At 60.6% G+C, this 26,336-nt stretch carries 26 protein-coding genes; 12 read left to right on the forward strand and 14 right to left on the reverse strand.

Annotation, left to right across the window (positions count from 1 at the left end):
* The first annotated feature begins 21 nt into the window (after positions 1 to 21).
* From ACOQFT_RS02935 to ACOQFT_RS02965, 7 genes are all read left to right on the forward strand, one after another.
* The gene (locus ACOQFT_RS02935) at positions 22 to 435 is read left to right on the forward strand and encodes a VOC family protein (RefSeq protein WP_421596569.1); all 414 of its coding nucleotides are present in this window, start codon (positions 22 to 24) and stop codon (positions 433 to 435) included.
* Positions 436 to 454: 19 nt separating this feature from the next.
* Positions 455 to 922, forward strand: a complete 468-nt coding sequence (locus ACOQFT_RS02940; RefSeq protein WP_421596570.1) for an isochorismatase family protein — start codon at positions 455 to 457, stop codon at positions 920 to 922.
* 39 nt (positions 923 to 961) lie between these two features.
* Positions 962 to 1,480, forward strand: a complete 519-nt coding sequence (locus ACOQFT_RS02945; RefSeq protein ID WP_421596571.1) for a hypothetical protein — start codon at positions 962 to 964, stop codon at positions 1,478 to 1,480.
* Positions 1,481 to 1,628: 148 nt separating this feature from the next.
* Positions 1,629 to 2,858 carry a serine/threonine transporter SstT gene (sstT, locus tag ACOQFT_RS02950; protein WP_421596572.1) on the forward strand — a complete coding sequence of 410 codons (1,230 nt, stop codon included), beginning with the start codon at positions 1,629 to 1,631 and terminating at the stop codon, positions 2,856 to 2,858.
* A 198-nt stretch (positions 2,859 to 3,056) separates the two neighbouring features.
* A complete protein-coding gene (locus tag ACOQFT_RS02955) occupies positions 3,057 to 3,653 on the forward strand; it encodes a hypothetical protein (RefSeq protein ID WP_421596573.1) in 597 nt (198 codons plus the stop codon).
* Between the two features lie 48 nt (positions 3,654 to 3,701).
* On the forward strand, positions 3,702 to 3,977 hold the full coding sequence (locus ACOQFT_RS02960) for a hypothetical protein (protein WP_421596574.1): 276 nt from the start codon (positions 3,702 to 3,704) through the stop codon (positions 3,975 to 3,977).
* Positions 3,978 to 4,025: 48 nt separating this feature from the next.
* Entirely contained in the window at positions 4,026 to 4,775 is a 750-nt protein-coding gene (locus ACOQFT_RS02965) for an outer membrane beta-barrel protein (protein WP_421596575.1), read from the forward strand.
* Between the two features lie 9 nt (positions 4,776 to 4,784).
* On the opposite strand, the gene ACOQFT_RS02970 is transcribed toward ACOQFT_RS02965, so the two are convergent.
* The 8 genes from ACOQFT_RS02970 to ACOQFT_RS03005 all read right to left on the reverse strand — a co-directional run bounded on the left by ACOQFT_RS02970 (position 4,785) and on the right by ACOQFT_RS03005 (position 12,572).
* On the reverse strand, positions 4,785 to 5,471 hold the full coding sequence (locus tag ACOQFT_RS02970; protein ID WP_421596576.1) for an ABC transporter ATP-binding protein: 687 nt from the start codon (positions 5,469 to 5,471) through the stop codon (positions 4,785 to 4,787).
* Positions 5,468 to 6,217, reverse strand: a complete 750-nt coding sequence (locus ACOQFT_RS02975) for an ABC transporter ATP-binding protein (RefSeq protein WP_421596577.1) — start codon at positions 6,215 to 6,217, stop codon at positions 5,468 to 5,470. The genes ACOQFT_RS02970 and ACOQFT_RS02975 overlap by 4 nt, the downstream gene beginning before the upstream one ends.
* Positions 6,210 to 7,196, reverse strand: a complete 987-nt coding sequence (locus ACOQFT_RS02980) for a branched-chain amino acid ABC transporter permease (RefSeq protein ID WP_421596578.1) — start codon at positions 7,194 to 7,196, stop codon at positions 6,210 to 6,212. Before ACOQFT_RS02980 ends, ACOQFT_RS02975 begins: the two co-directional genes overlap by 8 nt.
* Entirely contained in the window at positions 7,193 to 8,113 is a 921-nt protein-coding gene (locus tag ACOQFT_RS02985; RefSeq protein WP_421596579.1) for a branched-chain amino acid ABC transporter permease, read from the reverse strand. The genes ACOQFT_RS02980 and ACOQFT_RS02985 overlap by 4 nt, the downstream gene beginning before the upstream one ends.
* A gap of 51 nt (positions 8,114 to 8,164) precedes the next feature.
* On the reverse strand, positions 8,165 to 9,295 hold the full coding sequence (locus ACOQFT_RS02990; protein WP_421596580.1) for an ABC transporter substrate-binding protein: 1,131 nt from the start codon (positions 9,293 to 9,295) through the stop codon (positions 8,165 to 8,167).
* 182 nt (positions 9,296 to 9,477) lie between these two features.
* Complete coding sequence (locus tag ACOQFT_RS02995) at positions 9,478 to 10,200, reverse strand: MbnP family protein (protein WP_421596581.1); 723 nt, start codon at positions 10,198 to 10,200, stop codon at positions 9,478 to 9,480.
* Entirely contained in the window at positions 10,200 to 11,303 is a 1,104-nt protein-coding gene (locus ACOQFT_RS03000; RefSeq protein WP_421596582.1) for a cytochrome-c peroxidase, read from the reverse strand. The genes ACOQFT_RS02995 and ACOQFT_RS03000 overlap by 1 nt, the downstream gene beginning before the upstream one ends.
* 30 nt (positions 11,304 to 11,333) lie before the next feature.
* A complete protein-coding gene (locus tag ACOQFT_RS03005) occupies positions 11,334 to 12,572 on the reverse strand; it encodes a hypothetical protein (RefSeq protein WP_421596583.1) in 1,239 nt (412 codons plus the stop codon).
* A 402-nt stretch (positions 12,573 to 12,974) separates the two neighbouring features.
* Between ACOQFT_RS03005 and ACOQFT_RS03010 the strand changes: the two genes are divergently transcribed.
* The 4 genes from ACOQFT_RS03010 to ACOQFT_RS03025 are packed head-to-tail and all read left to right on the forward strand — an operon-like array spanning position 12,975 to position 18,512.
* A complete protein-coding gene (locus ACOQFT_RS03010; protein WP_421596584.1) occupies positions 12,975 to 15,050 on the forward strand; it encodes a hydantoinase/oxoprolinase family protein in 2,076 nt (691 codons plus the stop codon).
* The gene (locus ACOQFT_RS03015) at positions 15,047 to 16,696 is read left to right on the forward strand and encodes a hydantoinase B/oxoprolinase family protein (protein WP_421596585.1); all 1,650 of its coding nucleotides are present in this window, start codon (positions 15,047 to 15,049) and stop codon (positions 16,694 to 16,696) included. The genes ACOQFT_RS03010 and ACOQFT_RS03015 overlap by 4 nt, the downstream gene beginning before the upstream one ends.
* Positions 16,693 to 17,775 (forward strand): pyridoxal phosphate-dependent aminotransferase, encoded by a 1,083-nt coding sequence (locus ACOQFT_RS03020; protein WP_421596586.1) that lies wholly within the window; start codon positions 16,693 to 16,695, stop codon positions 17,773 to 17,775. Before ACOQFT_RS03015 ends, ACOQFT_RS03020 begins: the two co-directional genes overlap by 4 nt.
* Entirely contained in the window at positions 17,772 to 18,512 is a 741-nt protein-coding gene (locus tag ACOQFT_RS03025; RefSeq protein ID WP_421596587.1) for a maleate cis-trans isomerase family protein, read from the forward strand. The genes ACOQFT_RS03020 and ACOQFT_RS03025 overlap by 4 nt, the downstream gene beginning before the upstream one ends.
* A gap of 51 nt (positions 18,513 to 18,563) precedes the next feature.
* Here the strand turns inward: ACOQFT_RS03025 and comE are convergent, their stop codons facing one another.
* The 4 genes from comE to hisD all read right to left on the reverse strand — a co-directional run bounded on the left by comE (position 18,564) and on the right by hisD (position 21,569).
* The gene (gene comE / locus ACOQFT_RS03030; protein ID WP_421596588.1) at positions 18,564 to 19,118 is read right to left on the reverse strand and encodes a sulfopyruvate decarboxylase subunit beta; all 555 of its coding nucleotides are present in this window, start codon (positions 19,116 to 19,118) and stop codon (positions 18,564 to 18,566) included.
* Positions 19,115 to 19,621: a sulfopyruvate decarboxylase subunit alpha gene (gene comD, locus ACOQFT_RS03035; RefSeq protein WP_421596589.1), complete on the reverse strand. Its 507-nt coding sequence runs from the start codon at positions 19,619 to 19,621 to the stop codon at positions 19,115 to 19,117. Before comD ends, comE begins: the two co-directional genes overlap by 4 nt.
* Positions 19,622 to 19,669: 48 nt before the next feature.
* Entirely contained in the window at positions 19,670 to 20,080 is a 411-nt protein-coding gene (locus ACOQFT_RS03040; RefSeq protein ID WP_421596590.1) for a universal stress protein, read from the reverse strand.
* A 181-nt stretch (positions 20,081 to 20,261) separates the two neighbouring features.
* Positions 20,262 to 21,569 carry a histidinol dehydrogenase gene (hisD, locus tag ACOQFT_RS03045; protein WP_421596591.1) on the reverse strand — a complete coding sequence of 436 codons (1,308 nt, stop codon included), beginning with the start codon at positions 21,567 to 21,569 and terminating at the stop codon, positions 20,262 to 20,264.
* Between the two features lie 154 nt (positions 21,570 to 21,723).
* Here hisD and ACOQFT_RS03050 point away from each other — a divergent pair, with 154 nt between their 5' ends.
* Complete coding sequence (locus ACOQFT_RS03050) at positions 21,724 to 22,749, forward strand: LacI family DNA-binding transcriptional regulator (RefSeq protein ID WP_421596592.1); 1,026 nt, start codon at positions 21,724 to 21,726, stop codon at positions 22,747 to 22,749.
* Here ACOQFT_RS03050 and ACOQFT_RS03055 read toward each other — a convergent pair.
* Positions 22,746 to 23,717, reverse strand: coding sequence for a LysR family transcriptional regulator (locus ACOQFT_RS03055; RefSeq protein ID WP_421596593.1), 972 nt, complete (start codon positions 23,715 to 23,717; stop codon positions 22,746 to 22,748). The genes ACOQFT_RS03050 and ACOQFT_RS03055 overlap by 4 nt on opposite strands.
* An 81-nt stretch (positions 23,718 to 23,798) precedes the next feature.
* Entirely contained in the window at positions 23,799 to 26,234 is a 2,436-nt protein-coding gene (locus ACOQFT_RS03060; protein ID WP_421596594.1) for a GcvT family protein, read from the reverse strand.
* Positions 26,235 to 26,336: the final 102 nt, after the last annotated feature.

Raw genomic sequence — 26,336 nt, forward strand, 5'->3', positions numbered from 1 at the left:
AACCAAAAGGGCCGGCCCTGCATGAAGCTTGAATTCCACCACATCAACTTTGTGTCCGATGATGTTGACCGGCTGCACCGGTTCTACACGCAGGTCCTTGGGCTGGACGATATCCCGATTGAGAACTTCCCCCGGCCCGACGAGACCGACGACAAAGGCTACAGCGGCAAGATCCGGTTCGCGACCGATGGCGGGATGCAGATGCATCTGGCCGAAAGAAACCTCGACGTCGCGTTCAAACATGGCGAGGCGATCAACCCGGTCGAGCGTGGCCATATCGCCTTTCGCACCGACGATATCGAGGCATTCAAGACTCTGCTGGATGATAACGGTATTCCCTATTCGGACTATGGCACCGCCTTCGCAAAAGAATGGCATCAGTTGTTCTTTCACGACCCCGAGGGCAATATCATCGAGGTCCATCAGGCGGTATGAATAACGTCGGAGGCGCGTATTGAAACAGGCCGTACTGGTTGTCGATGTCCAGCCCAGCTTTGATCCGCCGGATTGGCTGATCGAGCGCAGCCAGTTACTGGCGTCGCATTTCCCGTCAATTGCCACGGTCGAACGCCATGACGAGGCGAAAGTTCCCTTTTTCCGTCAACTGGGATGGAAACCCCGATCGGTCGATGACAGCCTTGTTCACGCCGACCGCACCATTCTGAAATACGGCTACGGCCCGCCGCCCGAGGTGATCGACCAGTTCCACGCCTGGAAGGTCGACCGGGTTCTGGTCTGCGGCATTCAGGCCGATACCTGCGTTCTGGCCGCGGGATTCGCCCTGTTTGACGTGGGCCTGCAACCGGCCATAATTGCGGATACGGTCGTCGGGTCTTCGCTGGATCGCAGCGGCGCGTTGGGCGTGGACCTCTGGCGGCATCATTTTGGCCAGGTGATTGAGAAGCACTCGGATATTTTGTGACGGCGCAATCCCTGTCCGCATTGGAGAGGAAAGCCCATTATGACCTCGAAACACATTCCTTTAAGTACGGCCATTACTCTTGCACTGGCCGGTGGTCTCGCACCAGCGCACGCAGAAAGCTTTTCACTGACCGGCCAGTATGAAGGCATGTATGCCTGCGACAGCACCACGGGCGGCGTGCCGTCAAGCTGGGCTGACCCGATGCGTGCCGGAATTGTTCAGGACGGCGATCGCATGTCCATCGACTTGCTTTACACCGACAAACAAGAGCTTGGGGCCGAGTATTCGCTTTATACCGGCTCGGTTGCTCTGGCGCCTGATGGTAAGCTGGTCAGCGGGTATTTTGAATCCTGCGGCGGCACTTTTCCATCAAAAGAACTCGCCCGATTGTTCCCTGCCGCCACAGATACGCCGTTCAGCTTTTCAATCACCAGCGTCTGGGCCTCGGATCAGGTGCCGAATCTTCCCGGCCTGACCGTTCAGACCTGCACATGGAGCCTTAGACGGGTGTCCACGGATACCCCCGAAGTCAGACCATGTGAGACACCCGAACGTTAAGCGCAAAACTCCATCTGGACTTATTTGTTAAGTCCAGATGTTTAAATTGGATCCAAAGCGCCCATATTGCGCCCAATCTTGAAACTTAACCGCGCCTGATCCGGAGCATCCAATCCCCGGCAGGCCCCAGTCAAACAGGATGGTCCCGATGAATTTTATTCTACGCAGTAGCCTGGTTACTCAGATCATCATCGGCCTTGTGGCCGGTGCCTTACTTGCCACCCTCTGGCCCGCCGCTGGTTCGGCTGCTGGTCTATTGGGTGACTTCTTTGTCGACGCGCTGAAAGCCGTCGCGCCCGTACTGGTGCTGATCCTTGTCTGCGCCGCAATCACCAACCACAAGAAAGACAGTCAGGCCCGCATGGGGCCTGTGGTTCTGCTGTATATCCTCGGCACTTTCGCGGCCGCACTGATTGCGGTGGTGGCCAGCTTCATGTTCCCGGTCACTCTGCATCTGACCGGCACCCCCCACCTGATGGACGCCCCGGACGGTCTGGCCGAAGTGGTAAAGAACATCTTGCTGAAAATCGTGGACAACCCGGTGAATGCGCTGGCGCAGGCCAACTATATCGGCATTCTGGCCTGGGCCGTCGGCCTTGGGCTGGTGTTCCGCCATGCAAGCGACTCGACCAAAACGCTGATGTCGGATCTGGATGGCGCGATCACCAAGATCGTGGCTGCCATCATCCGCGTGGCCCCCATCGGTATCTTTGGCATCGTGGCCTCGACCATTGCCGAGACCGGCTTTGAGACGCTTGCCAGCTATGGTCACCTGCTGTTGGTCTTGATTGGTTGTATGGCCTTCATGGCGCTGGTCGTGAACCCGCTGATCGTGTTCCTGCGCATCCGCAAGAACCCCTATCCGCTGGTCTTCACCTGCCTGCGGGAATCCGGCATCACCGCGTTCTTCATGCGCAGCTCGGCCGCCAACATTCCGGTCAACATGGAACTGTGCCGCCGCATGAACCTGGATGAGGAGACATACTCGGTCACCATTCCCATCGGTGCCACGATCAACATGGCCGGTGCCGCGATCACCATCACGGTGATGACGCTGGCGACCGTGCACACCATGGGTATTCAGGTCGATTTCCTGTCGGCCCTGCTCCTGAGCGTCATTGCATCGATTGCCGCGACCGGAGCCTCGGGCGTGGCAGGCGGGTCTCTGTTGCTGATCCCGATGGCGGCCAGCTTGTTCGGCATCGACAACGCAACCGCCATGCAGGTGGTCAGCATCGGCTTTATCATCGGCGTCCTGCAGGATTCCGCGGAAACCGGGCTGAATTCGTCCACCGACGTGCTGTTTACGGCGGCTGGCTCGTACAAGCGCGGTGATCCGTACCCGCGCAAACTGCCGATGGAAGAAGTCGCCGCTTAAGCGACCTCTCTGCCCCCAACCTTCCCACAGCCGCGCGGCTTTTCTGCGCGGCTGTGGCCCTGCGCTGACCCGCAACATGCCTGGGTAACGGCAGAAACGCAGGTCCGTAGAAATTTCAGCGCAAACATCATAATGTTTCAATATGAGATCACCCTTCATCACCGGCGACAGGGCGCATTTGGCTAGGGGGGACATGAAATGAATTTGAACTGGTTGATTGCACTTTCTACGGGTCTTGCGGCCGCACCGGCTTTGGCACAGGAAAATCCCATCCAACACGATGCCGAGTTTTACATCCTTCAGGCCCAAAACGGTGAGCAATGGGCGCAGGATGACGCCGCCGTCGATGAGGCCTTGGCCGCGTTTCGGGACAGCAACGGGGGCAAGCCTCTGAACATCGTCATTGTGCTGATTGACGATATGGGGTTCGGCGACATGGGCATCCCCGAGTTCAATGCCGTACGGAGCTATGCGACGCCGAACATCAACGTTTTCTCAGATCAGGCCATGCGGATGGTGCGGATGTATATCGAGCCGTCCTGCACCCCGACCCGTGTGGCGCAGTTGAAGCCTTGGCCGACCTATCGGATGACGTTCCGTGGGTGCCAAAAGGCCTTTCCCGATGGTGAGGTGTTTCTGAACATGTCTTCGACCAACCCTCTGCTGCGACTTTTGGACATGGTGACTGAAATCACCTTTGACTGGGGCATCGGCCGCCAGCATCAGGAAGGCGCGCCCTTGATGGACAACATGGATCGCTCGGACGACCGGTTGCCGAACAAGACCCATGTCTGAGGGATCACCATCGGCACCGACACTGCCTGCTGGACCGATGATTTCGTCGTGGACAACAACTGGATCGTCAACGCCACCGTTGGCGGGCGCGATGTCGCTGTCAGTCTGGACCCGGATTACGAAAGCCTCTGGGTCTGGTACAATGACAACGGCCAACCCGTCACCTGCTGCGATTTCTGGGGTATGTCGGATCAGGGGCAATTGCGCCGGGTCGAGACCCTGCGCGCCGGTGTGTTCTGGCATGTCTGGTCCGAGTTTTTCCCGAACACTGACATCAATCGTGTGGGCAAGCGCGCGGAAACAGCTGGTACCGTGGCCGCGTAACCCCACACGCACCGGACAACACCGACGATAACAAAAGGAAGGGAAAGAATGGCACTGAAACAAAAGTTGAGCGGCAGCACGGCAGCGGCCCTGCTTGCCTCAGTGGCACCGATGGCTTCGGCGCAGCAATCCGAATGGTCCTACGAGGCCACGATCTATCTGTTCATGCCCGAGACCGAGACCAGCATTCAAACCCCGTCCGGCACGCTTGACGGGACGCTCAGCTTCTCCGATGCGCTGGAGAATCTGGATTTTGCCTTCATGGGCGCACTGGCCGCAACAAACGGTCAATGGAGCGTGCTGGCCGACTATAATTACACAAACCTGACCTTTGGAAATACCGCGCCCGGTCCAGCGGGTTCAGAATTGGAGACCTCGGTCAAGACGCAGTTTCTGACTGCTTTGTTGGGATACCGGGTGCGTAATGACCCGTCCGCAAAGGTTGATCTGGCGGGTGGCTTCAGGTGGTACAGCACCGACACGGAATTCACTCTGACCCCGGGCGCAGCGCCATCGCAGACCAGTTCTGCCGATGCCAGCTGGTTCGATCCGGTGGTCGGTGTCCGCGCCCGGTTCACCCTGTCCGACGCATGGACCAGCACGGCCTATGTGGACTACGGAGGGTTTCGCAGCGGCAGCCAGACCTGGTCTGTCCTGTTGACGGCCGATTACGCCATCAACGACAGATGGCTGCTGCGCGGCGGGTATCGCTATATCTCGTTCGATCACAACATTGACGGCAACGACTACACATTCGATCAATCCGGGCCTGTGCTGGGCGCCACCTACAGGTTCTGAAAGGGGCGATCAGACCCCCATGTATTTCTCGGAAACCTCCGGGGTCAGTTCCGCCATTGCACCGGACCAGACCGTGCGGCCCCGTTCCAGAATGACTGCGCGGTCAGACACCGCCGCCAGTTCTTTCAGCGATTTATCGATCAACAGGATCGCCACATTCGTCTCTTGCTTGAGACGATGAAGAGCGGCCCAGATCTCCTGCCGGACAATAGGGGCAAGGCCCTCGGTGGCCTCGTCCAGTATCAGCAGGCGTGGGTTGGTCATCAGCGCCCGGCCAATCGCCAGCATCTGTTGTTCGCCCCCTGACAGCGAGGCGGCGCGCTGGCCCTTCCGCTCGCCCAACCGGGGGAACAGCTCGGTCACGCGGCGCAGGGTCCAGTCGCCGGGTCGTGCCGCCGCAATCAGGTTTTCGCGCACGGTCAGATCGGCAAAACAGCGGCGGCCTTCGGGAACCAGCCCCACCCCCTTGCGGGCCACCTTGTGGCTGGGCAGCGCGTGCAGGTCCTGCCCGTTCAGCTTCAGCGCGCCCTGCGACCGGATCATCCGGCAAATCGCTTTTACTGTGGTCGATTTGCCCATGCCGTTACGCCCCATCAGGGCGGTCACTTCGCCCTGTGCCACCTGCAGGTCGACGCCGAACAGCGCCTGACTGTCGCCATAACTGGCAGTCAGATTTTCAAGCCGCAGCAGGGTCATGCCTCATCCCCCAGATAGGCGTCGCGCACTTCGGCGCTGGAGCGGATTTCGTCGGCCGTACCGGTGGCGATGACCTTGCCGTAGACCAGCACGCTGATCCGGTCGGCCAGCGCAAATACCGCGTCCATGTCATGTTCCACCAACAGGATTGGCGCTTCCTGCCGCAAACCATCAAGAAAGCCGGTCAGCCGTTTTGATCCTTCGGCGCCAAGCCCCGCCATCGGCTCGTCCATGACAAAGGCTTTTGGCGATAGTGTCAGCGCCACCGCGACCTCCAACTGCCGCCGTTGGCCGTGGCTAAGGTTGGCGCAGCGCGTGTCGCGTTCATCGCTGAGGCCCACGCGTTCCAGCGCGGCCTCGGCTCGGTCACGCAGTTCAGGCCGTTTCAGGGCGGGACGCCAGAACCGCCATGCCATGCGTTCTGCACCCATTGCACCCAGCACCACGTTTTCCAGCACCGTATCTTCCATACAAAGCTGAGAAATCTGGAAAGTGCGCCCCAGCCCGGCCTGCGCCCGTGCCTGTGTAGAATGGCCCGAGACATCCTGACCATTCAGCAGAACCTGCCCAAAATCGGGGACCAGCCCGCCGCATACCTGCTGGATCAATGTCGACTTACCGGCACCGTTCGGGCCGATGATGGCGTGGATTTCTCCGGGCCTCAAATCGATGGAGACATCGTCGGTGGCCTTGAGCGCCCCAAAGCTCTTGTTCAGGTTCAGCGTAGCAAGAACGGGATCAGACATGCGCGCCTTCCTTCCCGGTCAGCAGACCGATCAGGCCGCCTCGAGCGAACAGCACGATGCACAACAGGGCCACACCCAGATAGACGTGCCAGAAATCGGTAAGTTCGCCCAGAAAATGCTCCAGCGCGACAAAGACACAGGCCCCGATCACCGGCCCCATCAGGCGGCCAACCCCTCCGATGATAATCAGCACGATCAATTCCCCCGACAGTTGCCAGCTGAACATCGAGGGCGAGACAAAGCGGTTCAGGTCGGCAAACAACGCCCCCGCCAGCCCGGTGACCGCGCCCGAGATCACAAAGGCCAGCAGCTTCAACCGCATCGGGTTCAGCCCTACGGTTTCGACCCGAGTGGCTGCCTGACGCGCAGCGTTTAGCGCCAGCCCGAAGGGTGAGGCCTGAAGACGCGCGAACAGGAACAGCACGATGCACAGCAGCGTGAAACAGACAGCGTAGAACTGGATCGGGATCAGCGTATTCAGGCCGGGAAAGCCGTTGCGGACATAGATCGACAGCCCGTCCTCTCCGCCGTACTGCGACCAGGAGATGGCGAAGTAGAAGAACATCTGCCCAAAGGCGAGCGTAATCATGATGAAATACACGCCGGACGTCCGCAGCGACAGCAAGCCGATAAAGAACGCCACCAGTGCCGACAGGATCATGGCAACCAGCCAGATCACCGGCATGGACTTGGTCCCATCGGTGCTGAATAGCCCAAGATCAAGCGCCGTATAGGTCTGTGCGTGGTAGGCAAGGATGCCCATCGCGTAGCCTCCGATCCCGAAGAACACGGCGTGGCCAAAGCTGACCATGCCACCGATCCCGAGGATGATGTTCAGCCCCACCGCCGCCAGCGCAAGGATCACCGCCCGCGTCACCAGCGTGATCGTGAACGGCTGGTCCGCCACAACCGCCCAAAGCGGCAACGCCAGCAAGCCCGCGATCACCAGCGCGTTCAGATACCTTTCATTCAACCTCATGCGCGTGCTCCGAACAGGCCGGTTGGCCGCCAGATCAGCACCAGCCCCATCAGCACGTAAATCCCCATAGACGCCAGCGCCGAGCCGGTTTTCTGCGCCGCGCCATTGTCCATGAACAGCTTGAACATCTCGGGCAGGAACACCCCGCCCAGCGTGTCCGTCAGCCCGACCAACAGCGCGCCGATGAAGGCTCCGCGTACCGAGCCGATGCCGCCGATAACGATGACCACGAAGGCGAGGATCAGAACCGGCTCTCCCATCCCGACCTGAACCGACTGGATCGCGCCGACCAGGGCACCCGCCAGCCCGGCCAGCGCCGCGCCCAGCGCAAAGACCAGCGTGTAGAGTTTAGAGATATCGACACCCAGCGCCGCGATCATTTCCCGGTCATTTTCCCCGGCGCGGATCTGGATGCCCAGCCGGGTGCGCTCGATCAGCGCCCAGAGACCAACGGCCACGGCCAGCCCGACGCCGATCAGGGTCAGGCGATACAGCGGGTATTCGATGCCGCCGGGCAAAGTAACCGGCCCCGACAGCGCGTCGGGAATGTCCAGAAACAGCGGGAAAGACCCGAAAACCCAGCGTGTGCCTTCCGAAAAGATCAGGATCAACGCAAACGTGGCAAGCACCTGATCCAGATGCGGCGCGTTATACAATCGTCGGATCACCACCATCTCGACAATCGCCCCGGCCAGCGCCGCTGCCGCCAATGCAGCAACCAAAGCCAACAGGAAAGACCCTGTGGCCCCTGCCACAGCGGCGGCCGCAAAGGCCCCCACCATATACAGCGAGCCATGCGCGAGGTTGATCAGCCCCATGACGCCAAAAATCAGCGTCAGGCCAGCCGCCATCAGGAACAGCATGACGCCGAACTGCAGCCCGTTGAGGATCTGCTCGATAATCAGGATCGAGGACATGGAAACTCCGGTGGTCTGCCCGCCCCTTTGACCGGGGCAGGCAGAAGGTCGTTACATTTTACACTCGGCCCCGTAGGCGTCAAAGTGTTCTTCCAGCGCGACGCCGATGATCTTATTGGTGAAGACATCGCCTTCCTTGATCACTTCGCGGGCATAGATGGTCTGAACAGGGTGATGGTTCGGGCCAAATCTGAAATCGCCGCGGGTGCTGTCGAACTCGGCCAGACGCAGCGCATCGCGGAAGGCCCTCGCATCTGAAGGATCGGCCTTGTCCAGCGCAGACAGCAGCAGATTGGCAGTATCGAACCCCTGGCTGGCGTAGAGCGAGGGCAGACGACCATATTCGGCCTGGAAACTTTCCACAAACGCCGCGTTGGTCGGGTTGTCGATGTCCTTGTTCCATTGCGAAGTGTTCACCACTCCCATCGCCGCATCGCCAACCGCCTGCAGAATGCCCTGATCAAAGCTGAAGGCCGGGCCGATCACGGGCTTGTCGATGCCACTGTCGGCATATTGCTTGAGGAAGGAAATCCCCATGCCACCGGGCAGGAAGAAGAACACGCTGTCCGCGTCGCTGGCCCGGATCTGCGCGATCTCGGCGGCATAGTCGGTCTGTCCCAGTTCGGTATAGACCTCACCGGCCAGATCACCCTCGAAGTACCGCTTGTAGCCGGTCAGCGCATCCACACCCGCCGGGTAGTTCGGCGACAGGATGAAGCTGTTCTTGTAGCCCGCGCCGTTGGCATAGGCACCTGCGGCCTCGTGCAGGTTGTCGTTCTGCCAGGCGACGTTGAAGTAGTTTTTGTGACAGCCTTTTCCGGCCAGCGGCGACGGGCCCGCGTTGGGCGACAGGTAAAACACATTCTGGTTCACAGCAGCCGGCACAACCGCCATCGCCAGGTTGGACCAGATGATGCCCGTCAGTACATCGACACGTTCGGACTGGATCATCTTGTCGGACAGTTGCACGGCGACGTCCGGCTTGCGCTGGTCGTCCTCGATCACGACCTCGATATCATCCCTGCCCGATTGCGCGATGGCCAGCATGAACCCGTCACGCACGTCGATACCCAGCCCGGCACCACCACCAGACAGCGTGGTGATCATCCCGACCTTGACCTCGGCCAGCGCACCGGTGGCGCACAGCGCGGAAACCGCAGCGGCTGCTAAAAACTTCTTCATCTTCATCTCCCCTCACTGGTCTTTTCGACGCAACTTATGCCCGCCTTCACGGCGTTTAGTCTATTTCTTTGACTGAGCGGCCTTTTCCCCCGGTCAATCGTCCAAACAATCACCGATCACACCCCCGCCGTCGAGGGCGATTTCGACCTGAACCGCTGAATTTCCCCAAAAAATGAGCCGCCTCAGAAGGCCAGAGTGATCATGATGGCGTAGTTGTCGGCCAGTATCTCGGCATCTGCTCGGTTGAACTTGACCGACGGCAGCGCTTGCATGTCGATCTGCGCCGTCCCGTCGAAGAACTTCGCCAGATCGACGATCAGGTGCACCTCATGGTCTCCATCCGCGAAAACATCCGGCGGCAACATGAACTCGACCTCGCGGGCATTTTCCGAGAACCCGACATGGTAAACCAGCGGGACTACGTCTTCCCCCAGTTTCAGCGCGCCTTCCACGACCACGAATTTATACCCGACCTCCCAGTTCCACGCCATCTGGCTGTTGGGGTCCAAATCCCCGCGCACCTCGATCGAGCCATTCGCCGCGGGATCAACCCCGATCAGGATTTGCACGGTATCGACGGATTTCAGGGGCACCTCGGGCAGCGTGATCGAGTGCGTCCTGTCCTCATTATCAAAGCGCAACAGGTGATAGCTGTCCGGTTCGGCAAAGGTTTCATCACCCTGCCCCAGAGAAAGGTTGCTGAGGTAGAACCTGAAATCCCGAACCCTGAACTGCCCGTCCCCACCCGGGTTGTCATAGACCAACTGATCACAGACCAGAGGCTCATCCCCCATTTGCGCATGAAATGTCCGTGTGACCGGCGTGGTTTTTCGCTGTCCGGACGTCAGAATGAACCACCCTGCGATCACGGCTGCGGCGGCCAATAGTCCAAGGATCGCTCTCATCAGGAACCTCCGTCAAACGAGTCGGAAAACTTCGGGTTGGTCAGAAACGCCTCATCCGTCAACGTGTGCAGAAAGGCGATAATGGCCTGCATTTCCTCGGGTGTCATACGCAGCCCGACCGTGCCCTTTGCAACCTCAGGGGCATTATCGGCTTCAAGGATCAGGGAGCTGAGCGTGTCACTGACCACGATGCCGTCATTGTAGCGGGCCATGACGTCCTCAAGCGTTTCAAACCGGCCGTCATGCATGTAGGGCGTGGTGACGGCAATGTTGCGCAGGGTCGGAACCTTGAAGAACCCCTTTTGCGCCGGGTTTCCCGTCACGGCCATCAGGCCATCAGGCAGGGTTTCATCCGGGTCCAGACCGTTATTGGCGAACCCGTCCAGCGCATCGCGGAACCCCGAGGTCAGGAACTGGCTGTGGCAGTCGATGCAATTGCCGCCGCGCAGCAAAACCTTGGTGTCGGGATGCGCCATGAACAGTTTGCGCCCGTGTTCCTCTTGCACTGTCAAACGGGCTTCGCCGCGCAGGTATTTATCGTATTTCGACTCGGACGAAATCAGCATCCGCATGAAGGTGGCCAGCGCCTTGGCGGTGTTTTCCGGCGCGACCGCGCCATAGGCCTGACGAAACATCCCGCGATAAGGGCCTGATGCCTCAAGCTCGACCATCAGGGCGTCGATATCCTGCCCCATCTCATCCGGGTGCTGGATCGGCAGCAACGCCTGTTCGTCAAGAGAAGTCACGCGGCCATCCCAGAAAAACCGCTCTTGCCCCCACAGAAGGTTGGCAAGGCTCATGGCGCTGAAATCCAGTTCACCGCCCGACAAGGACGGCGATCTCGCGCGCCCGTCTGTAAAGGCCAGCGCCTGCACGTGACAGGTGGCGCAGGACACCTGATTGTTGCCCGACAGGATCGGGTCATAGAACAGGTGCCGACCCAGCGCGAAGGCCTCTTCGGTCAGCGGATTGTCGGACGGAATGGCAAAGCGCCCGAACACAAACGGTGCCGAGAAATCGGCAATCGGCGTTGCCACCGGGTCGCGCGTGCGATCCCAGACGACCCACCCCGCCACCGAAAGCCCTGCGGTAGCGAGGATCAAAGCACCCAGCGCATAACCCCCTCCGGGCCGCTAATGGTGATGGACAAAGCCCGATCCGAACAGGCCTTCCAGGTTCTCAATCCCCTTGTTGTAACGATCTTTGATATCGACCGTGGCCAAACGCTCACCGGTTTCAAGATCGTGGACCGAGATCGTATGGCTGTTCAGACCTGCAATGAAATCCACATCCGTCGGGTCATTGTCAGCGCCATTGCCCAAGTTCAGCAGACTGTTCTGCACCGCGATCAGATCACGCCCCGAAGCCGAGGTGAAAAAGATCATGTGATGCGCCCCCGGATCGGCCACGATATCCGGCCCGCTGGAGACCAGCTCGGGCAGGGAGGCCAGATCATAGCGTTTTACCACACCGTGCAGAGCATGTGAGATGAACAGCTCATCCTCGGTGCCGTAGAATTCCAGCGGCACGGCGGTTTCATTGGCAACGCCGCTATAGATCACCTCGGCCTCACCAAAGGTCTTGGAACTGGCATCGTAGAGTACTTTCCATGTCTCGAACCCGAACATTGTGTTGGCCAGAATGGCGGGTTCGATATCCGGGTGCATGTCGGGGCGTGCAAACAGCACTTCGACCGGAGAAGACGGGAAGTTCAGCGGCTTTTCCTTCTCGACGGTGATGTTTTCGATGGGCTCCAGCGTGTTCAGATCAATGATCGTCAGCACATTGCCAACACCGGTGGTCAGGTCCGGATGCACCGTCGTCGTCACCACCATACGGTCGTCAAAAGCCGTGATGCCGTGCGGGTACATGATATATGGTGATACATGGTGCGCCTCGCCAACCTGACTTTTGCGCGCTTCGATGACCTTGACGACTTCGTTGGTTTGCGCGTCGAACACACTCACCGAACCACCGTCATCCCCGCCGGTGCCACCCAGGAAGGTCACGAACATATATTCCTGCCCGTTCGAGTTGGTCCACATGATGTCTTCACCAACCATCTGCCCCTGCGTGTCCAGACAAGTAAAGCCCGACATCACCGGCGCACCGCCCGCATCGGGGGACAGCCCGACCTCGGCTAGGCTGCAGGACGGATCCAGCCCCGTGGCATAAAGTCGGCCGCTGGGGCTGTAATAAAGATGGTGCAGCGGATGCACCATCTCGGGCTGTTCTACCTCACTGAGGATCTCTCCGAACCGCTCCGATTCCGGGTCCAGTTCGATGACTGCAATGCTGTGGCTGGTGTCCAGCGTCGGCAGCCCGCGCAATAGCACCATGCCCTGACTTTCCTCGCGGTCCTGTGCCAGCACCGGAGACAGGCCCGCCAGGATCAGGCCCGTGGCGATCAGAATGCTTTGTTTTTAACGAATGAGTTTTATGACTTACCCCCTTATGATGAAACTGAGTGACATTTCAAAATGGGATGCGCCGCGCTCATCGTTTTATCATTTTCCGGGTATTGCACCAAACCTGCGCCTCCTCCGAATGAAGTGTTGACGGAGGGGGCTTTCCTCACCCAATGTCGTGGCACTCAGACGATGGGGAACTGAAGCTGTGACAGCCAACCTTCGACAACCGATGATGCGTCGCGAAACCGGGTGCGATCTGGTCGCCTGACCTGCGGGGAACAGTCCGTTTTCACCTGACCCGCCTTCGGGTCTGTTCCACCCTTGCAGGCTGATACCCTTATGAATCAAACAGTTGGATTGCGCATGGCAATCGACATCGGCGGTACGTTCACCGATACCGTCCTGCTGGACAACGCGTCTCGGGTGGTGGCGACAACCAAAACGCCCACCACGCCGCATCGCCCCGCCCTTGGCGCGGTTGCTGGCGCCTCGCATGTGTTAAAGGCCGCTGGTGCCGACTGGCATCAGGTGACCGGGTTCATCCACGGCACCACGCTGGCCACCAATGCCCTGATCGAACGCCGCGGGGCCGACACGGCCACGATCACCACACGCGGATTCCGCGATATCCTCGAAATCGCGTATGAGCGGCGCTACAGCCAGTATGCCATCGATCTGGTCAAACCCGACCTGATCGTGCCGCGCACCCGATCGCTGACCATCGGCGGGCGCATGGACGCCAGCGGGCAAGAGCTGGAGCCGCTGGACAAAGCCGGCATCGCGCCTTTGGTCGCTGAACTGAGGGCGCTTGAGGTTAAGGCCGTCGCCATCTGCCTGTTGCACGCTTATGCCAACCCGGCGCATGAGCTGGCGCTGCGCGAACTGCTGGCGCAGCACATGCCAGACCTGGTCATCTCGCTCAGCCACGAGGTCAGCCCCGAGGCGCGCGAGTTCGACCGGCTTTGTACCACGATTGCCAACGCCTATGTGCAGCCCTTGATGGCCGGGTATCTGCAGGATTTTGAGACTCGGTTCCGGCAGATGGGACTGACCTGCCCGATCCTGATGATGACGGCGGGGGGCGGCATGACCACGCTGGATACCGCGGCCCGGCTGCCCATCCGTCTGGTGGAATCCGGCCCGGCCGGGGGGGCCGTTCTGGCCGCCCGCATCGCCGAGGCCACGGGTGAGGCCGAAGTGCTGTCCTTCGATATGGGCGGCACCACCGCCAAGCTGTGCCTGATCGACGACTATCGCCCGCAGACCGCGCGCAAGTTCGAAATCTCGCGGGCCGAGCGTTTCATCAAGGGATCAGGGATGCCGGTGCGCATCCCAGTGATCGAGATGATCGAGATCGGAGCGGGGGGCGGCTCGATCGCCAGCGTGGATCGTCTGGGCCGCATTCAGGTTGGGCCGCACAGCGCGGGATCAGACCCCGGCCCCGCAGCTTTTGGCAAGGGTGGTGACAAACCCACGGTCACGGATGCCGATCTGACGCTGGGCCTGATCGAGCCGGGGCGTTTTGCCGAAGGGCGGCTGCGGATTGATCCGGATGCCGCCACGCAAGCGATGGTGCAGGATGTGGGTGACCCGCTGAGCCTCAGCCCCGGTCTGGCCGCTTTTGCGGTCAGTGAGATTGTCGATGAAAGCATGGCCAGCGCAGGCCGGATGCACGCGGTCGAAGCCGGCAAGGACCTAAGCAATCGGTTGATGATCGCGTTTGGCGGCAACGGCCCGCTGCACGCCACCCGCGTGGCCCGACGCGCCCAGATGCGGCGGGTGCTGATCCCGCGTGATCCGGGTGTGGGTTCGGCGGTCGGCTTCCTGTTTGCGCCCGTATCGTATGAGGTCATCCGTTCACGCTATGCCCGGCTGGACGGTCTGGATATCGACGGGCTGAACCGGTTCTTCGGCGCCATGCAGACCGAGGCGGAACAGGTCGTCCGCGCCGGCGCACCTGAAGGCGCGTTGCTGCAACGTCGGGTCGCATACATGCGGTATCACGGGCAAGGTCACGAGATCGAAATCCGCCTGCCCGACCGGGCTTTGGCCGCTACGGACCTTGACGCTTTGCGCGGGGCCTTTGAAACGGAATACAGCCACCAGTTCAGCCGGATCGTGCCCGGCATGACCATCGAAATCCTGAATTGGGGGCTGTCCGTCTCATCCCCTGCCCCCGCACCTGAGCGCTGTCCTGACAGCCCGGCGGAACACGCCGCCATGGCAACCGAACACCGCCAGGTCCTGTGCGACGTCACCGGCGCGTGGCGTCCTGCGGGCGTGTTCAACCGCTCTGACCTGGCACCCGGCGCAGCCCTCAACGGACCGGCGCTGATCGTCGAGGCCCAAACGACCACATTCGTCAGCGCCGATTTCAGCGCCACCCTGGACGGCCAAGGCAACATCTGGCTGACACGGCAAGAGGAGGTCCAGCCATGATCCAATCAGATACACGCCTGCAGGTGATGTGGAACCGCCTTCTGGCCGTGGTCGAGGAACAGGGACAAGCGCTGATCCGCGCCGCCTTCAGCCCGATCGTGCGCGAATGCGGCGATATCTCGGCCGGGATATTCGATGCGCAAGGCCGGATGCTGGCGCAGGCCGTCACCGGCACCCCCGGGCATATCAACACCATGGCGGAGGCGGTCAAAACCCTGTGCGCGCGCTTTGCCCAAAGCGACATGAAACCCGGCGACATCTACATGACCAACGACCCGTGGATCGCCTCGGGGCACCTGAACGACTTTCTGCTGATGATGCCGGTGTTTTTTCAGGACACGGTGATCGGCTACACCGCCTGCACCTCGCATCTGGTCGATCTGGGCGGGTTGGGCATGGGACCCGAAGGCTCGGACATCTATGACGAAGGCCTGCTGATCCCGCCCTGCAAACTGGTCAGTCAAGGCGAAGTCAACGCGCTGCTGCTGGACATCGTCAAAGCCAACTCACGTGAGCCTATCGCCAACGAAGGCGACATCTATGCCCTGATCGCCTGTTGCGAGGCCGGGTCCACGCGGCTGGTGCAGATGCTGCAGGAATTCGATCTCACTGATCTGAATGCGCTGGCCGACTACATCATCGACACTTCCAATCGCGGCACTCTGGACGCCATCGCTGCTCTGCCCAAGGGCACGTGGCACCATGTGCTGAAGGTCGATGGCTATGATGAAGAGATCGAACTGCACGCCGCTCTTACCATCGCAGATGACCACCTGCTGTTGGATTTCGACGGCACCGCGGCCTGTATCGGCAAGGGAATCAACGTGCCGCTGAACTATGCCACGGCCTATTCCGTTTTTGCCCTGCGCTGCATCATCGGGGCGGATATCCCGAACAATGCGGGCTCGCTCAATCCGTTTCGGGTGACCGGCCCCGAGGGCTGTATTCTGAACGCGCAGCCCCCTGCCCCAGTCGCAATGCGACACACGCTGGGGCAGATGACACCTGATCTGGTTTATGGCTGCCTGTCGCAGGCCCTGCCCGACAGGGTCCCGGCCGAGGGGTCCTCGTGCATGTACGACCTGCCCCTGCGCCACGCGCCCGAGGCGGTTGACCGCGGCGATGACCTGTTTGCGCTGGAGCTTGTGTTCAACGGCGGCACCGGCGCTCGACCCCGGCTGGATGGTCTGTCGGCCACGGCTTTTCCCAGCGGCGTCTGGGGCAGTCAGGTCGAAATCACCGAGGCCGTCGCGCCGGTGCTGTTTCACCGTCGCGAGTTACGACCGGATTCGGGCGGTGCCGGGCGTCAGCGGGGCGGTTTGGGGCAGCAGATTGAACTCAGCGCATCCAAGGATCAGGACTTGATGCTGTTCCTGTCGGTCGAGCGGATCAAGAACCCCGCCAAGGGCCGTGACGGCGGGTCGGACGGCGCGCCCGGACGTATCACCGTGCAGCCCGGCAACCGCCAACTGCCCGGCAAAGGTGAGGTTCGGATCAAAGCCGGTGAAACGCTGATGTTCGAAACGCCCGGTGGCGGTGGGTTCGGTCGGCCTGAGGAACGCTCGGACGACGCGGTGCAAAACGACCTTCGCGCAGGCCTGATCACTCAGGACATGGCCCGGACCCAATACCGGAGGCAGACATGACCCGCCCGCACCCACATATCGCGCGCATGTCGCCCTATGCGCTGGCTGACCTGAGCACGCCCGAGGGCAAATCCCTGATTTCGCTTTCCCAGAACGAGAGCCTTCGCCCGCCCAGCCCCAAGGCGATCGGGGCGGCGGCGCAGGCCATGGGGACGTCGATGCTGTATCCCGATCCGGACTGGACGGACCTGCGAAACACCTTGGCAGATCTGCACGGGATCGATGCGGATGGGATTTTGTGCGGCAACGGATCGCTTGACCTGATCGGCTGCCTTGCCCGCGTGTTTTCGGGGCCTGAACGGGCGGTGCTGGCCCCGGCCCATGCCTACCCGTTCTTTCAGACGGCGGCGCGCATGGCCGATGCGCGGTTAGATACCGCCCGGGAAAGGGATGTCACCGTCAGCGTTGATGCTCTGTTGGCGGCGGTCCAACCGGACACCGGGATCGTCTTTGTCGCGAACCCGGGCAACCCGACCGGAACGCGCATCCCGAAATCCGACCTCATCCGCCTGCGGCAAGGTCTGCGGCCCGACATCCTGCTGGTGATCGACGAGGCCTATGGTGAATTTTCAGACCACCTGGGCGAGCGGTGTTTCGATATGGTCGCCGAGGGCAACACGGTCGTTTTGCGCACCTTTTCAAAGGCCTATGGCATGGCCGGGTTCCGCGTCGGTTGGGGGCTGTTCCCGCCGGGCATAGCAGGGCAACTGCGTAAAGTTATGAACCCGAACAACATTCCCGCCAGCGCGCAAATCGCTGCAACGGCGGCGGTGCGAGACGACGCCTATATGCGGGAGACTTGCGAGATTACGGCTGCTCTGCGCGAACAGGCGGCAACCAGCCTGAGGGACGCAGGATTCGCCCCTTACCCCAGTTTTACCAACTTCCTGCTGTTGAACATGGACAGCCCCAAGGCCGCGGCAAGTGCCGACCGAAAGCTGCGCTCCGAAGGCGTCTTCCTGCGCCCGCAGGGCGGCGCGGGCCTGCCGCATACACTGCGCATGACCGTCGGGTCACTGGATGCAATGAACACAGCAATAGACATCCTGACACAATGGAAACAGGAGGGTCAGCTATGAGCACGTCCCGAGGCCGCGCCCGGTTCGGGGTACTTGTCCCTTTTACCAATACCAATCTTGAACCCGATCTGGCGTTGATGGCCCCGCCGGGTGTTTCGCTGCACGTGGCCCGAATGGGCGGGTATGATGAAGATGAGATCCCGGACGAGGCCCAAATGCACGATCTTGGGGCCACCGATCTTGACGCCCCCCTGCGCCTGCTGATGGGTGCAAAGCCGGATGTGGTCCTATACGGATGCACCTCGGCCACCCTGACCCACGGTCCGGAATTCGACCGCGAACTGGCCATCCGGATCAGCGCCGCAATCGGTGCCAGAACGGTCACTGCGGCCGGGGCTTTGGTTCATGCTCTGACCACGCTCGGCGCCCGGCGTATCGGGTTCGCCTCGCCCTATGTTCCAGCAATCAACGACATGGCGATCGGATTTCTGGCCAAGCTGGGGTTCGAGACCATCCAGCGCTCCGAGGTGAACGAGGCACTGGACAACGAAGGCCAGGGCGCATTGGGCCCCGAGGCGGTTTTCGAGTTGGGCCGCGCGGCGGATCACCCCGAGGCCGACGCGCTGGTTCTGTCTTGCACTGACATGCGCAGTGTCGAGGCTCTGGCCCAGCTTGAGGAGACGGTCGGCAAACCCGTGATCAGCTCAAATCAGGCGATGCTGTTTCAGGCGCTGCAACTGTTGGATATCAAAGAGCCCGTCTCAGGGTTCGGGCAACTGTTGGAAAGGCCGAGGTAAAACGTCCCTGAAGGCGCGGTTAAGGAGTCCCAAATCCGCGCCTCGAATCCCTCACGCCTGAACGGCCTTCATAAACCGGTCGCGGATCACCACCGGGTCCATGGTGATCGGTGGCATCTTGGCGTTGCCGCCTTCGCACTTGCTGACGATCACGGTCATCTGCCTGGCATCCAGCGCCTTTTGCAGCACGCGGCCAGTGTCTTCGGCGGGGCATTCGATCACCCGGTCGCAGCCCGCAGCCTCAGCCATTTTCGCCAGCGAGGTTTTCCGCCCCGCATAGGTCGGCTGATCCCCGGTCGACCCGTAAGAGCCGTTGTCGATGATCAGCAGGATATAATTGTCGGCCACGTTGTTCGCTATGGTCGGCAGTGTGCCCAGGTTGGTCAGAATGGATCCATCCCCGTCGATCACGATCACCGGCTTCGGCTGCGACAAGGCCAGCCCAAGCCCGATAGACGAGGCCAGACCCATCGTACCCAGCATGTAGAAATTAGTGGGCCGGTCATCGATGGCGTGCAGTTCCTGACTGGGGATGCCGATATTGCAGACAACCAGTTGATCACGCAGGATCGGGGCGATTTCCTTAAGGATTTCAGAACGGATCATTGGTCGCCATAGCCTCCCCAGAAATTGGCGTCGGTCAGGATGGCAACCGGCTTGTTGCACATGAAGGTGTATTTCAGGATCGCATCCAGCTCGGCGACATCCGATTGGTGATGAAAATGGTAGGTCGGGATGTTCAGCTGCGCCAGCAGGGCCTTGGTGTGCACCGCCATTTCCACCTGACAGGCGATGGGTTCGCGCAGCTCTCCGCGATAGGAAATCAGCATGGGCAGCGGCATCCGGTAATACTGGATCAGCGTCGCCAGCGCGTTGATCGTCACACCGATGGCGGTGTTCTGCATGATGATGGCGGGGCGCTTGCCACCCATCCATGCCCCCGCACACAGACCCATGCCCTCGTCTTCCTTGTTCGAGGGGATGTGATAGATACCATCGCGATTGTCGATTTCATCGATGACCCCGGCCAGTTGTTTGCACGGCACAGTGGTGACAAACGAGATTTCGTTTGCGACCAGATCATCGGTGATCTTCCTGTCTATGTTCATAAACCGTCAGTCCGTCCTGCTTGGGGCGCCTAGGGCGCGATTTTGGGTTCAGATCCTGCGATGCACATGCACGGCGCATCCGGCGTGGCGGACCACACGCGACGCGGTCGAGCCCAGGAAATAGTCGCTGAGGCCCGGCTTGTGCGAGCCGATAACGATGCAGTCAAAATCGTTGTGGTTGGCAAAGTCGATGATGGTCCGGGCGGTATGACCCTTGACGATCTCGGGTTGAATGCCCTCCAGTTCCTCGGTCTTTTTGCGCAGTAAATTGGTCGCCGCGCGAAACCCGTCGGCCACTGCGCCCTTATCCAGATAGGCACTGACCGAGCCCTGCGGCATCTCGTAGACATGCAGCGCAATAATTTCGCTGTCCTCTGCCGAAAGCGCCCGGGCCACTTCCAGCGTGTGCTGCGAAATGCCGTGATCCAGCGCCATGGGAACAAGAATTTTCTTATACATGGGTCCCTCCGTTTCTGCCGGGCCATGGCCCACAGACGGCCGTTAAAATGGCCTGTGCTGTCTGCCGGAAATTCTCGACCGTAAGTGTATACGGTGCCGAAAAAAGTGATTTCCCGCAAGATATTGCGGCATGATTCTGGCCCAAAGCACCCCTGCAGTCTGGCTGAAGGGCATCCGGTGCTCACCCATCTGCGCGCAGGTCAAACTGCTCATCCGGGAAATACTTGGCCAGACGCACATCCGCGGCGCGGGCGTGACCTTCCATCCCCTCAAGCCGGGAAATGCGGGCGGTGGCAACAGCGACGGGTTTCGATCCTTCCCGCGTGGCCCGCTGCCAGGTGACGATCTTCATGTATTTGTGCACACTCAACCCTCCGGTATAGCTGGCCGCGCCCGAGGTCGGCAGAACGTGGTTGGTGCCGGTCGCCTTGTCACCATAAGATACGGTGGTCTCTTCCCCCAGAAACAACGACCCATAACAGGTCAGCCGGCCCAGCCACCAATCCAGGTCCTCGGCCTGAACGGTCAGATGCTCGGGCGCGTATTCATCGGAACAGGCGGCCATTTCCTCACGATCCGAACAGACGATCACCTCGGCATAGTCGCGCCACGCGGCGGCGGCGTTTTCGCGGTTCAACTCGGGCAGATCGTCGATGAGCACTGGCACCAGGTTCAACACATTTTGCGCCAGCCCCCTGTCATCAGTCACCAGCCAGACAGGCGAGTTATACCCATGCTCGGCCTGACTGACCAAATCGGTGGCCACCACATGCGCATCCGCACTCCTGTCGGCAAGGATCAAGCTATCGGTGGGGCCCGCGATCATGTCGATGCCAACCTTGCCGTAGAGAATGCGTTTGGCTTCGGCCACAAACTGATTGCCCGGCCCCACAAGAATATTGGCGCGCGGCAGGCCGAACAGGCCATAGGTCATCGCCGCCACACCCTGCACCCCACCTATGGCCAGAATGCTGTCGGCCCCGCAAATATGCGCGGCATAGACAATCGCGGGCGCAACCCCCTCGCCCGGGCGCGGCGGGGAACAGGCGGTGATGTGGCGGCACCCGGCGACCTTGGCGGTTGTGACTGTCATGATCGCGCTGGCGATGTGGCTATAACGCCCTCCGGGCACATAGCAGCCCGCCGCGCCCACCGGGATTGCCTTTTGACCGGCAACGAACCCCGGAACAATCTCGGTCTGCACATCGGCCACGGTTGCCTTCTGTGTTTCGGCAAAGCGGCGCACATTGTCATGGGCAAAGCGGATATCGGCCTTCAGCTTTTCCGGAACCTTTGCGATGGCGGCGCAAATCTCGTCCTGCGTCATCAGGACATTGCCGTCGAACTTGTCAAACTTGGCAGCATATTCCAGCGCCTTGGCATCGCCGCCCGCCTCGATATCGGCAAGGATGGTCCTGACCGTATCATGCACCTCTGAGGCATGGGATTGCGCCGTCAAAGTCGCTTTTTTCAAATAGTCACGAGGCATGGGCAGCGGTTCCTATTCTCTGGCCTTTTTCCCGGAATCGACTCACCGAGATTTGTAAGCGCTTACATCAAAAATGCAAGCGCTTACATTTTCACTTTTCTTAAGTTTCACTTGAGCTTAGACTTATTGACAAAAGCAAATCTCAGGTTTGAAAATGCCGAAACTTCGATCCGCGCCCACACTGGATGATGTCGCCAGGCTGGCAGGCGTTTCGACAGCGACCGTGTCGCGCTGTCTGAATGATCCCGACCGGGTGGTCGAGGCGACGCGTCAGCGCGTTCTGTCGGCGGTGGACAGGCTGGGATACACGCCGAACTTTGCCGCGCGGGTGATGGCAGCCAAGCGGAGCTGGACGATCGGCGCGATCATTCCCACCATGGAGAACGCAATTTTCGCACGCGGCCTGCAAGCTTTTCAGGAAGAACTGCATCAACGCGGTTATACGCTGCTGGTTTCCAGCTCGGCCTACGACCCCGACCTTGAACAAGATCAGATACGGACTCTGGTCGCGCGCGGTGCAGATGGGCTGCTGCTGATCGGGCATGACCGAAGCCCCAAGATTTGCAAGGACCTCGCGCGCCGCAACATCCCGGTAATGACCGCATGGTCCTTTCTGGCGGATGCGCAGGTTGCCTCGGTCGGTTTCGACAATCGCGCGGCGATGGCGGAACTGGCAAACCGCGTGATCGGGCTGGGCCATCAGCGGATCGGAGTGATTTCCGGCATCACCGCAGGCAATGATCGCGCACGTCTGCGGGTCGAAGGAATACGGGACGCGGTCCAGCACAGCGGGCTTTCCCCGTCGGATCTGACGATCCTCGAAACCCCCTATCAGATCGAAAACGGCGCCAATACCTTTTCCAAGCTGATGTCGCAGGACGCTCGCCCCACAGCGATACTGTGCGGCAACGACGTTCTGGCGGTCGGCGCGCTGCATCGGGCGCGTGAGATGGGATTAAATGTGCCCAAGGATGTTTCAGTCACCGGGTTTGACGATATCGAGCTGGCCCAGGTCGCCACCCCTGCGCTGACCACCGTGCATGTGCCGCACCGGGAAATGGGCCGCCGGGCCGCATTGGAACTGGTCGATATGCTGGAAAACCAGACCCCAGGCACCGGCACGCGGCTGAACACGCATATTGTCGAGCGTCAATCCCTCGGACCACCGTCCAGCGCCTAGGCGGCCTCAGCCTCCATGGTGCGAAAGTCATCCCTTAACCAGGGATGCGCCTCGCACATCGGGTCGGTGAAATGCTGCCGGATCAGCTTTGTCATCACCTTCTGGATCAGCTTCGAAGTCGTCTCGGGGTACACCTCGGTCGTGAACAGGGACACTGTTCGCACAAAGTTGCGCCCCGGGAACGGAAGCGCCCGGACGCTGTCATGGAACCTCTGCGCGCGATGGAAACAGGCGGCGGTCGTGATCGCCCAGCCGCTGCCCTCGGCGACCAGACCGATGATCGAGTGGTTGCACTCCATCTCAAAGCGGTTGGGCAGGTTGTACTTGCTGCGGGTCAGTTGAATTTCGACCTGCTTGCCGATCATGAAGTCCCGCGAATAGCGCAGCAGGGGCAATTCCGCATCCGGTTTCAGCAGGTCTTCGGGTTCGCCGCTGAACGTGCTGGGCAGGATCACGATAAACGGATCGCGCATCAGCGGGTATTCGATCAGGCCGTCAGTCCGTTCCGAGGGGCGCGTGGCGACCCCGGCATCCAGCTTATGTTCCTGCAGATTGGTGAGGATCTCGTGGCTGGGGCGCGTGTAGTGGCGAAAGCTGCAACGCGGAAGAGCGTGCGCCAGAAAGCGGAACAGGTCAGGCGCGATCTGATTGTCGAAATCGTCGATCAGGGCCAGCCGCAAGTCTGTCGCGTGCTTCCAGTTGCCGGAACGGATTTCGGCCTCGCCCCGTTTCAGCACCGTCAACCCGTCACGGACATAGCGCGCAAACACCTCGCCCGCCGGGGTCAACCCCATCGGGCGGCGCCCGTGGTCAACCAGGTCAACGCCCAGCGCGCCCTCAAGACTGCGCAAATGGTTCGAGACTGTGCTGATCGACAGCCCCGTTTCCGACGCGACCTGTTGGATCGAACCCGACTTGGCAACCAACCGAAAGACTTCCAGCCAGCGAAGGCTCAGAGATTTGGACACCGTGCACCCGTTGTTTCGGTTTCCTCGAAACAACCCAAGCAAAGAATGGAGCAAACGGCAATGGGGAAGTTAGCCAGGGGATTACGCTCTTATACGTTCAAAACCCGGATCATAAGGTGACCGAGGGATAACCGTCACGCGCACGCCCTGACCGCAACAATCCAATTCCATTTCAGTTCCGATATCGGCCAGACCGGGCTGCACAAAGCCATGCGCAAGGTTCAGGCCGGTACGATGCCCCCAGTCCCCCGAGGTAATCGTGCCCACAACTCGTTCACTCTGCATCAACGACGCCCCGGGATGGGCAGGTTGCTGCGTAGCGTGGACTTGCAACACGACCAGCTTTTTGCGTGCCCCTACGGCCTGTCGCTTCAACACGGCATCCCGTCCGATGAAATCGCCCTTTTCCAGCTTCACAAAGCGGTCGAGACCGGTTTCGAAAGGATCAAATTCAGTAATCAGGTCTGCTTTCCAATGCAGAAAACTCTTCTCCATGCGCATGGATTCCACCGCCCGCGAACCGAACAGTTTCAGCCCAAGGACCTCTCCGGCCTGCCGCAACGCCAGATAAGCAGCGTAAAGCGAGGCGTTGGGGACATGGATTTCATAGGCCAGCTCACCCGAGAAACTGACGCCCATCACTGTCGCCGGAGCGATCCCGACGAAACACTCGCGCACACTGAGCCACGGGAAAGCCTCAGCCGACCAGTCGCCGCGCGCACAGGCGGACAAGACATTGCGCGCGTTGGGCCCGGCCAGCACCAGAATGGTCTGGTCGTTGGTCAGACTGCGCAGGTGCACGTCTTCGTCGGCCCGCAAGTGCTGGGTCAGCCAGTCCATGTCATGGAACTCGCTGGCCGCGGCGGACCCGTACCACAGCCGATGCGGACCCCGGTCGCTGGCGGGCAGGTTGGCGACAGTCGCCTCGGCCTTGACCATACCGTGATGGTTCAGCAGATAGCCCAGCCCGACCCGACCATCGCGCCGCGTGACCATGCCGCAGAACATCCGATCCAAAAAGGTGTGCCGGTCCGCGCCTGTGATCTCAATCCGGTTGAACCCGTTCACCTCGGCCAGCCCGACGCCGTTCTGAACATTGGCGACCTCAGCCGCGACCAGATCGAATGTTTCGTCAAAATCGAAACTGAGGGACGGCGAGAAATCAGGGGTGGGCTTGATGTATTCCACCCTCTCCCACCCATTGACCACGGTGAACTCCGCACCCTCAGCGGCCAGAACGGGGGTCAGAGGCGTTGTCTTCGCCGGTCGTCCTGCAGGGCGGTGTTCGTGCGGGAAGTGAAAGCGAAATTCGTTCTGATAGTCTTCGATGGCCTTCAGCGACGTCAGCTCCACATTCGCATGGCCGGTGAACCGCCGCGGATCGAGGCACCACGTGTCATAGCACGCCTCACCATGCACAATCTGCTGGGCCAGCAGCCAGCCGTGACCGCCGCCCTCGCCCAACCCGGCGCGCAGGCCAATAATGCAGAACGCATTGCGCTTGCCGGGGATTGGCCCGACCAAAGGCGCACCGTCGATCGTATAAGTGATAGGCCCGTTGACGACCGTGTGGACCCCGACCTCCATCAGCGCGGGCATGCGGGCAAATGCGCCCTCCAGCACATCGGTCACCCGGTCCAGATCATCCGGGCACAGGGCGTTGACGAAATTCGGGTCAATCCCGTCCATACCCCATGTCTTGCAGTCCTGTTCATAGAACCCCAGCAGCAAACCGTTCTTTTCCTGTCGGCAATAGTAGTCGCTGATCGGGCACCGCAGCAGAGGCATCCTGTGGCCCGCATCCCGAATGGCAGGGATCTCTTCGGTCAGAAAATACTGGTGCTCCATGGACGCGACCGGATGGTGCACCCCCATCATCGCGCCGACCTCGTTCACCCGGTACCCGCAGGCATTCACAACGATATCGCAGTCGATATCGCCATGTTCGGTGCGAACAGTCCAGGTATCGTCGCTGTACTGGCTCAGACCGACGACCGGTGTATTTCGGTAAACCTCAGCCCCGGCCTTGCGCGCCCGACGCGCCAGCGCCTGACACAGCTGCGCCGGGTCGATGTCGCCATCCATCGGGTCCCACAGCCCGCCGATCAGGTTCTCGGTCGAGATCAGCGGATGGCGGCGGGCGCATTCTTCGGCGTCGATCACCTCGAACTGCACATCCATCCCGCGCGCCATCGAGGCAAAATGGCGATACCCCTGCATCTGCGCCTCGGTATTCGCCAGACGGATTCCGCCGTCTCCGTGGTGGTAATTGATCGGATAGTCCGGGTCTTCGGCCAGGTCCTTGTACAGTTGGATCGAGTGCGATTTCAAACCGACCATCGTCTGGTTCATGCCGAAATTCGTCACCTGCGCCGCAGAATGCCATGTCGTGCCCGAGGTCAGCTCGTTGCGCTCGACCAGAACCACATCTGACCACCCCTCCTGCGTCAGGTGATACAGCGTTGAACACCCAGCAATCCCGCCCCCGATAACAACAACTTTGGTGCGCGATTTCATTGGCTCTGCTCCGTTTGGTCCGGAACAAGTCTTGCGTAAGAACGGGTTGAGCCGACAATAGGGGCAATGACTGTATGGAAAAATCGAAACTGCTTTTGAGGT

Source organism: Ruegeria sp. MALMAid1280 (assembly GCF_049195285.1).
Taxonomy (GTDB): Bacteria; Pseudomonadota; Alphaproteobacteria; order Rhodobacterales; family Rhodobacteraceae; genus Ruegeria.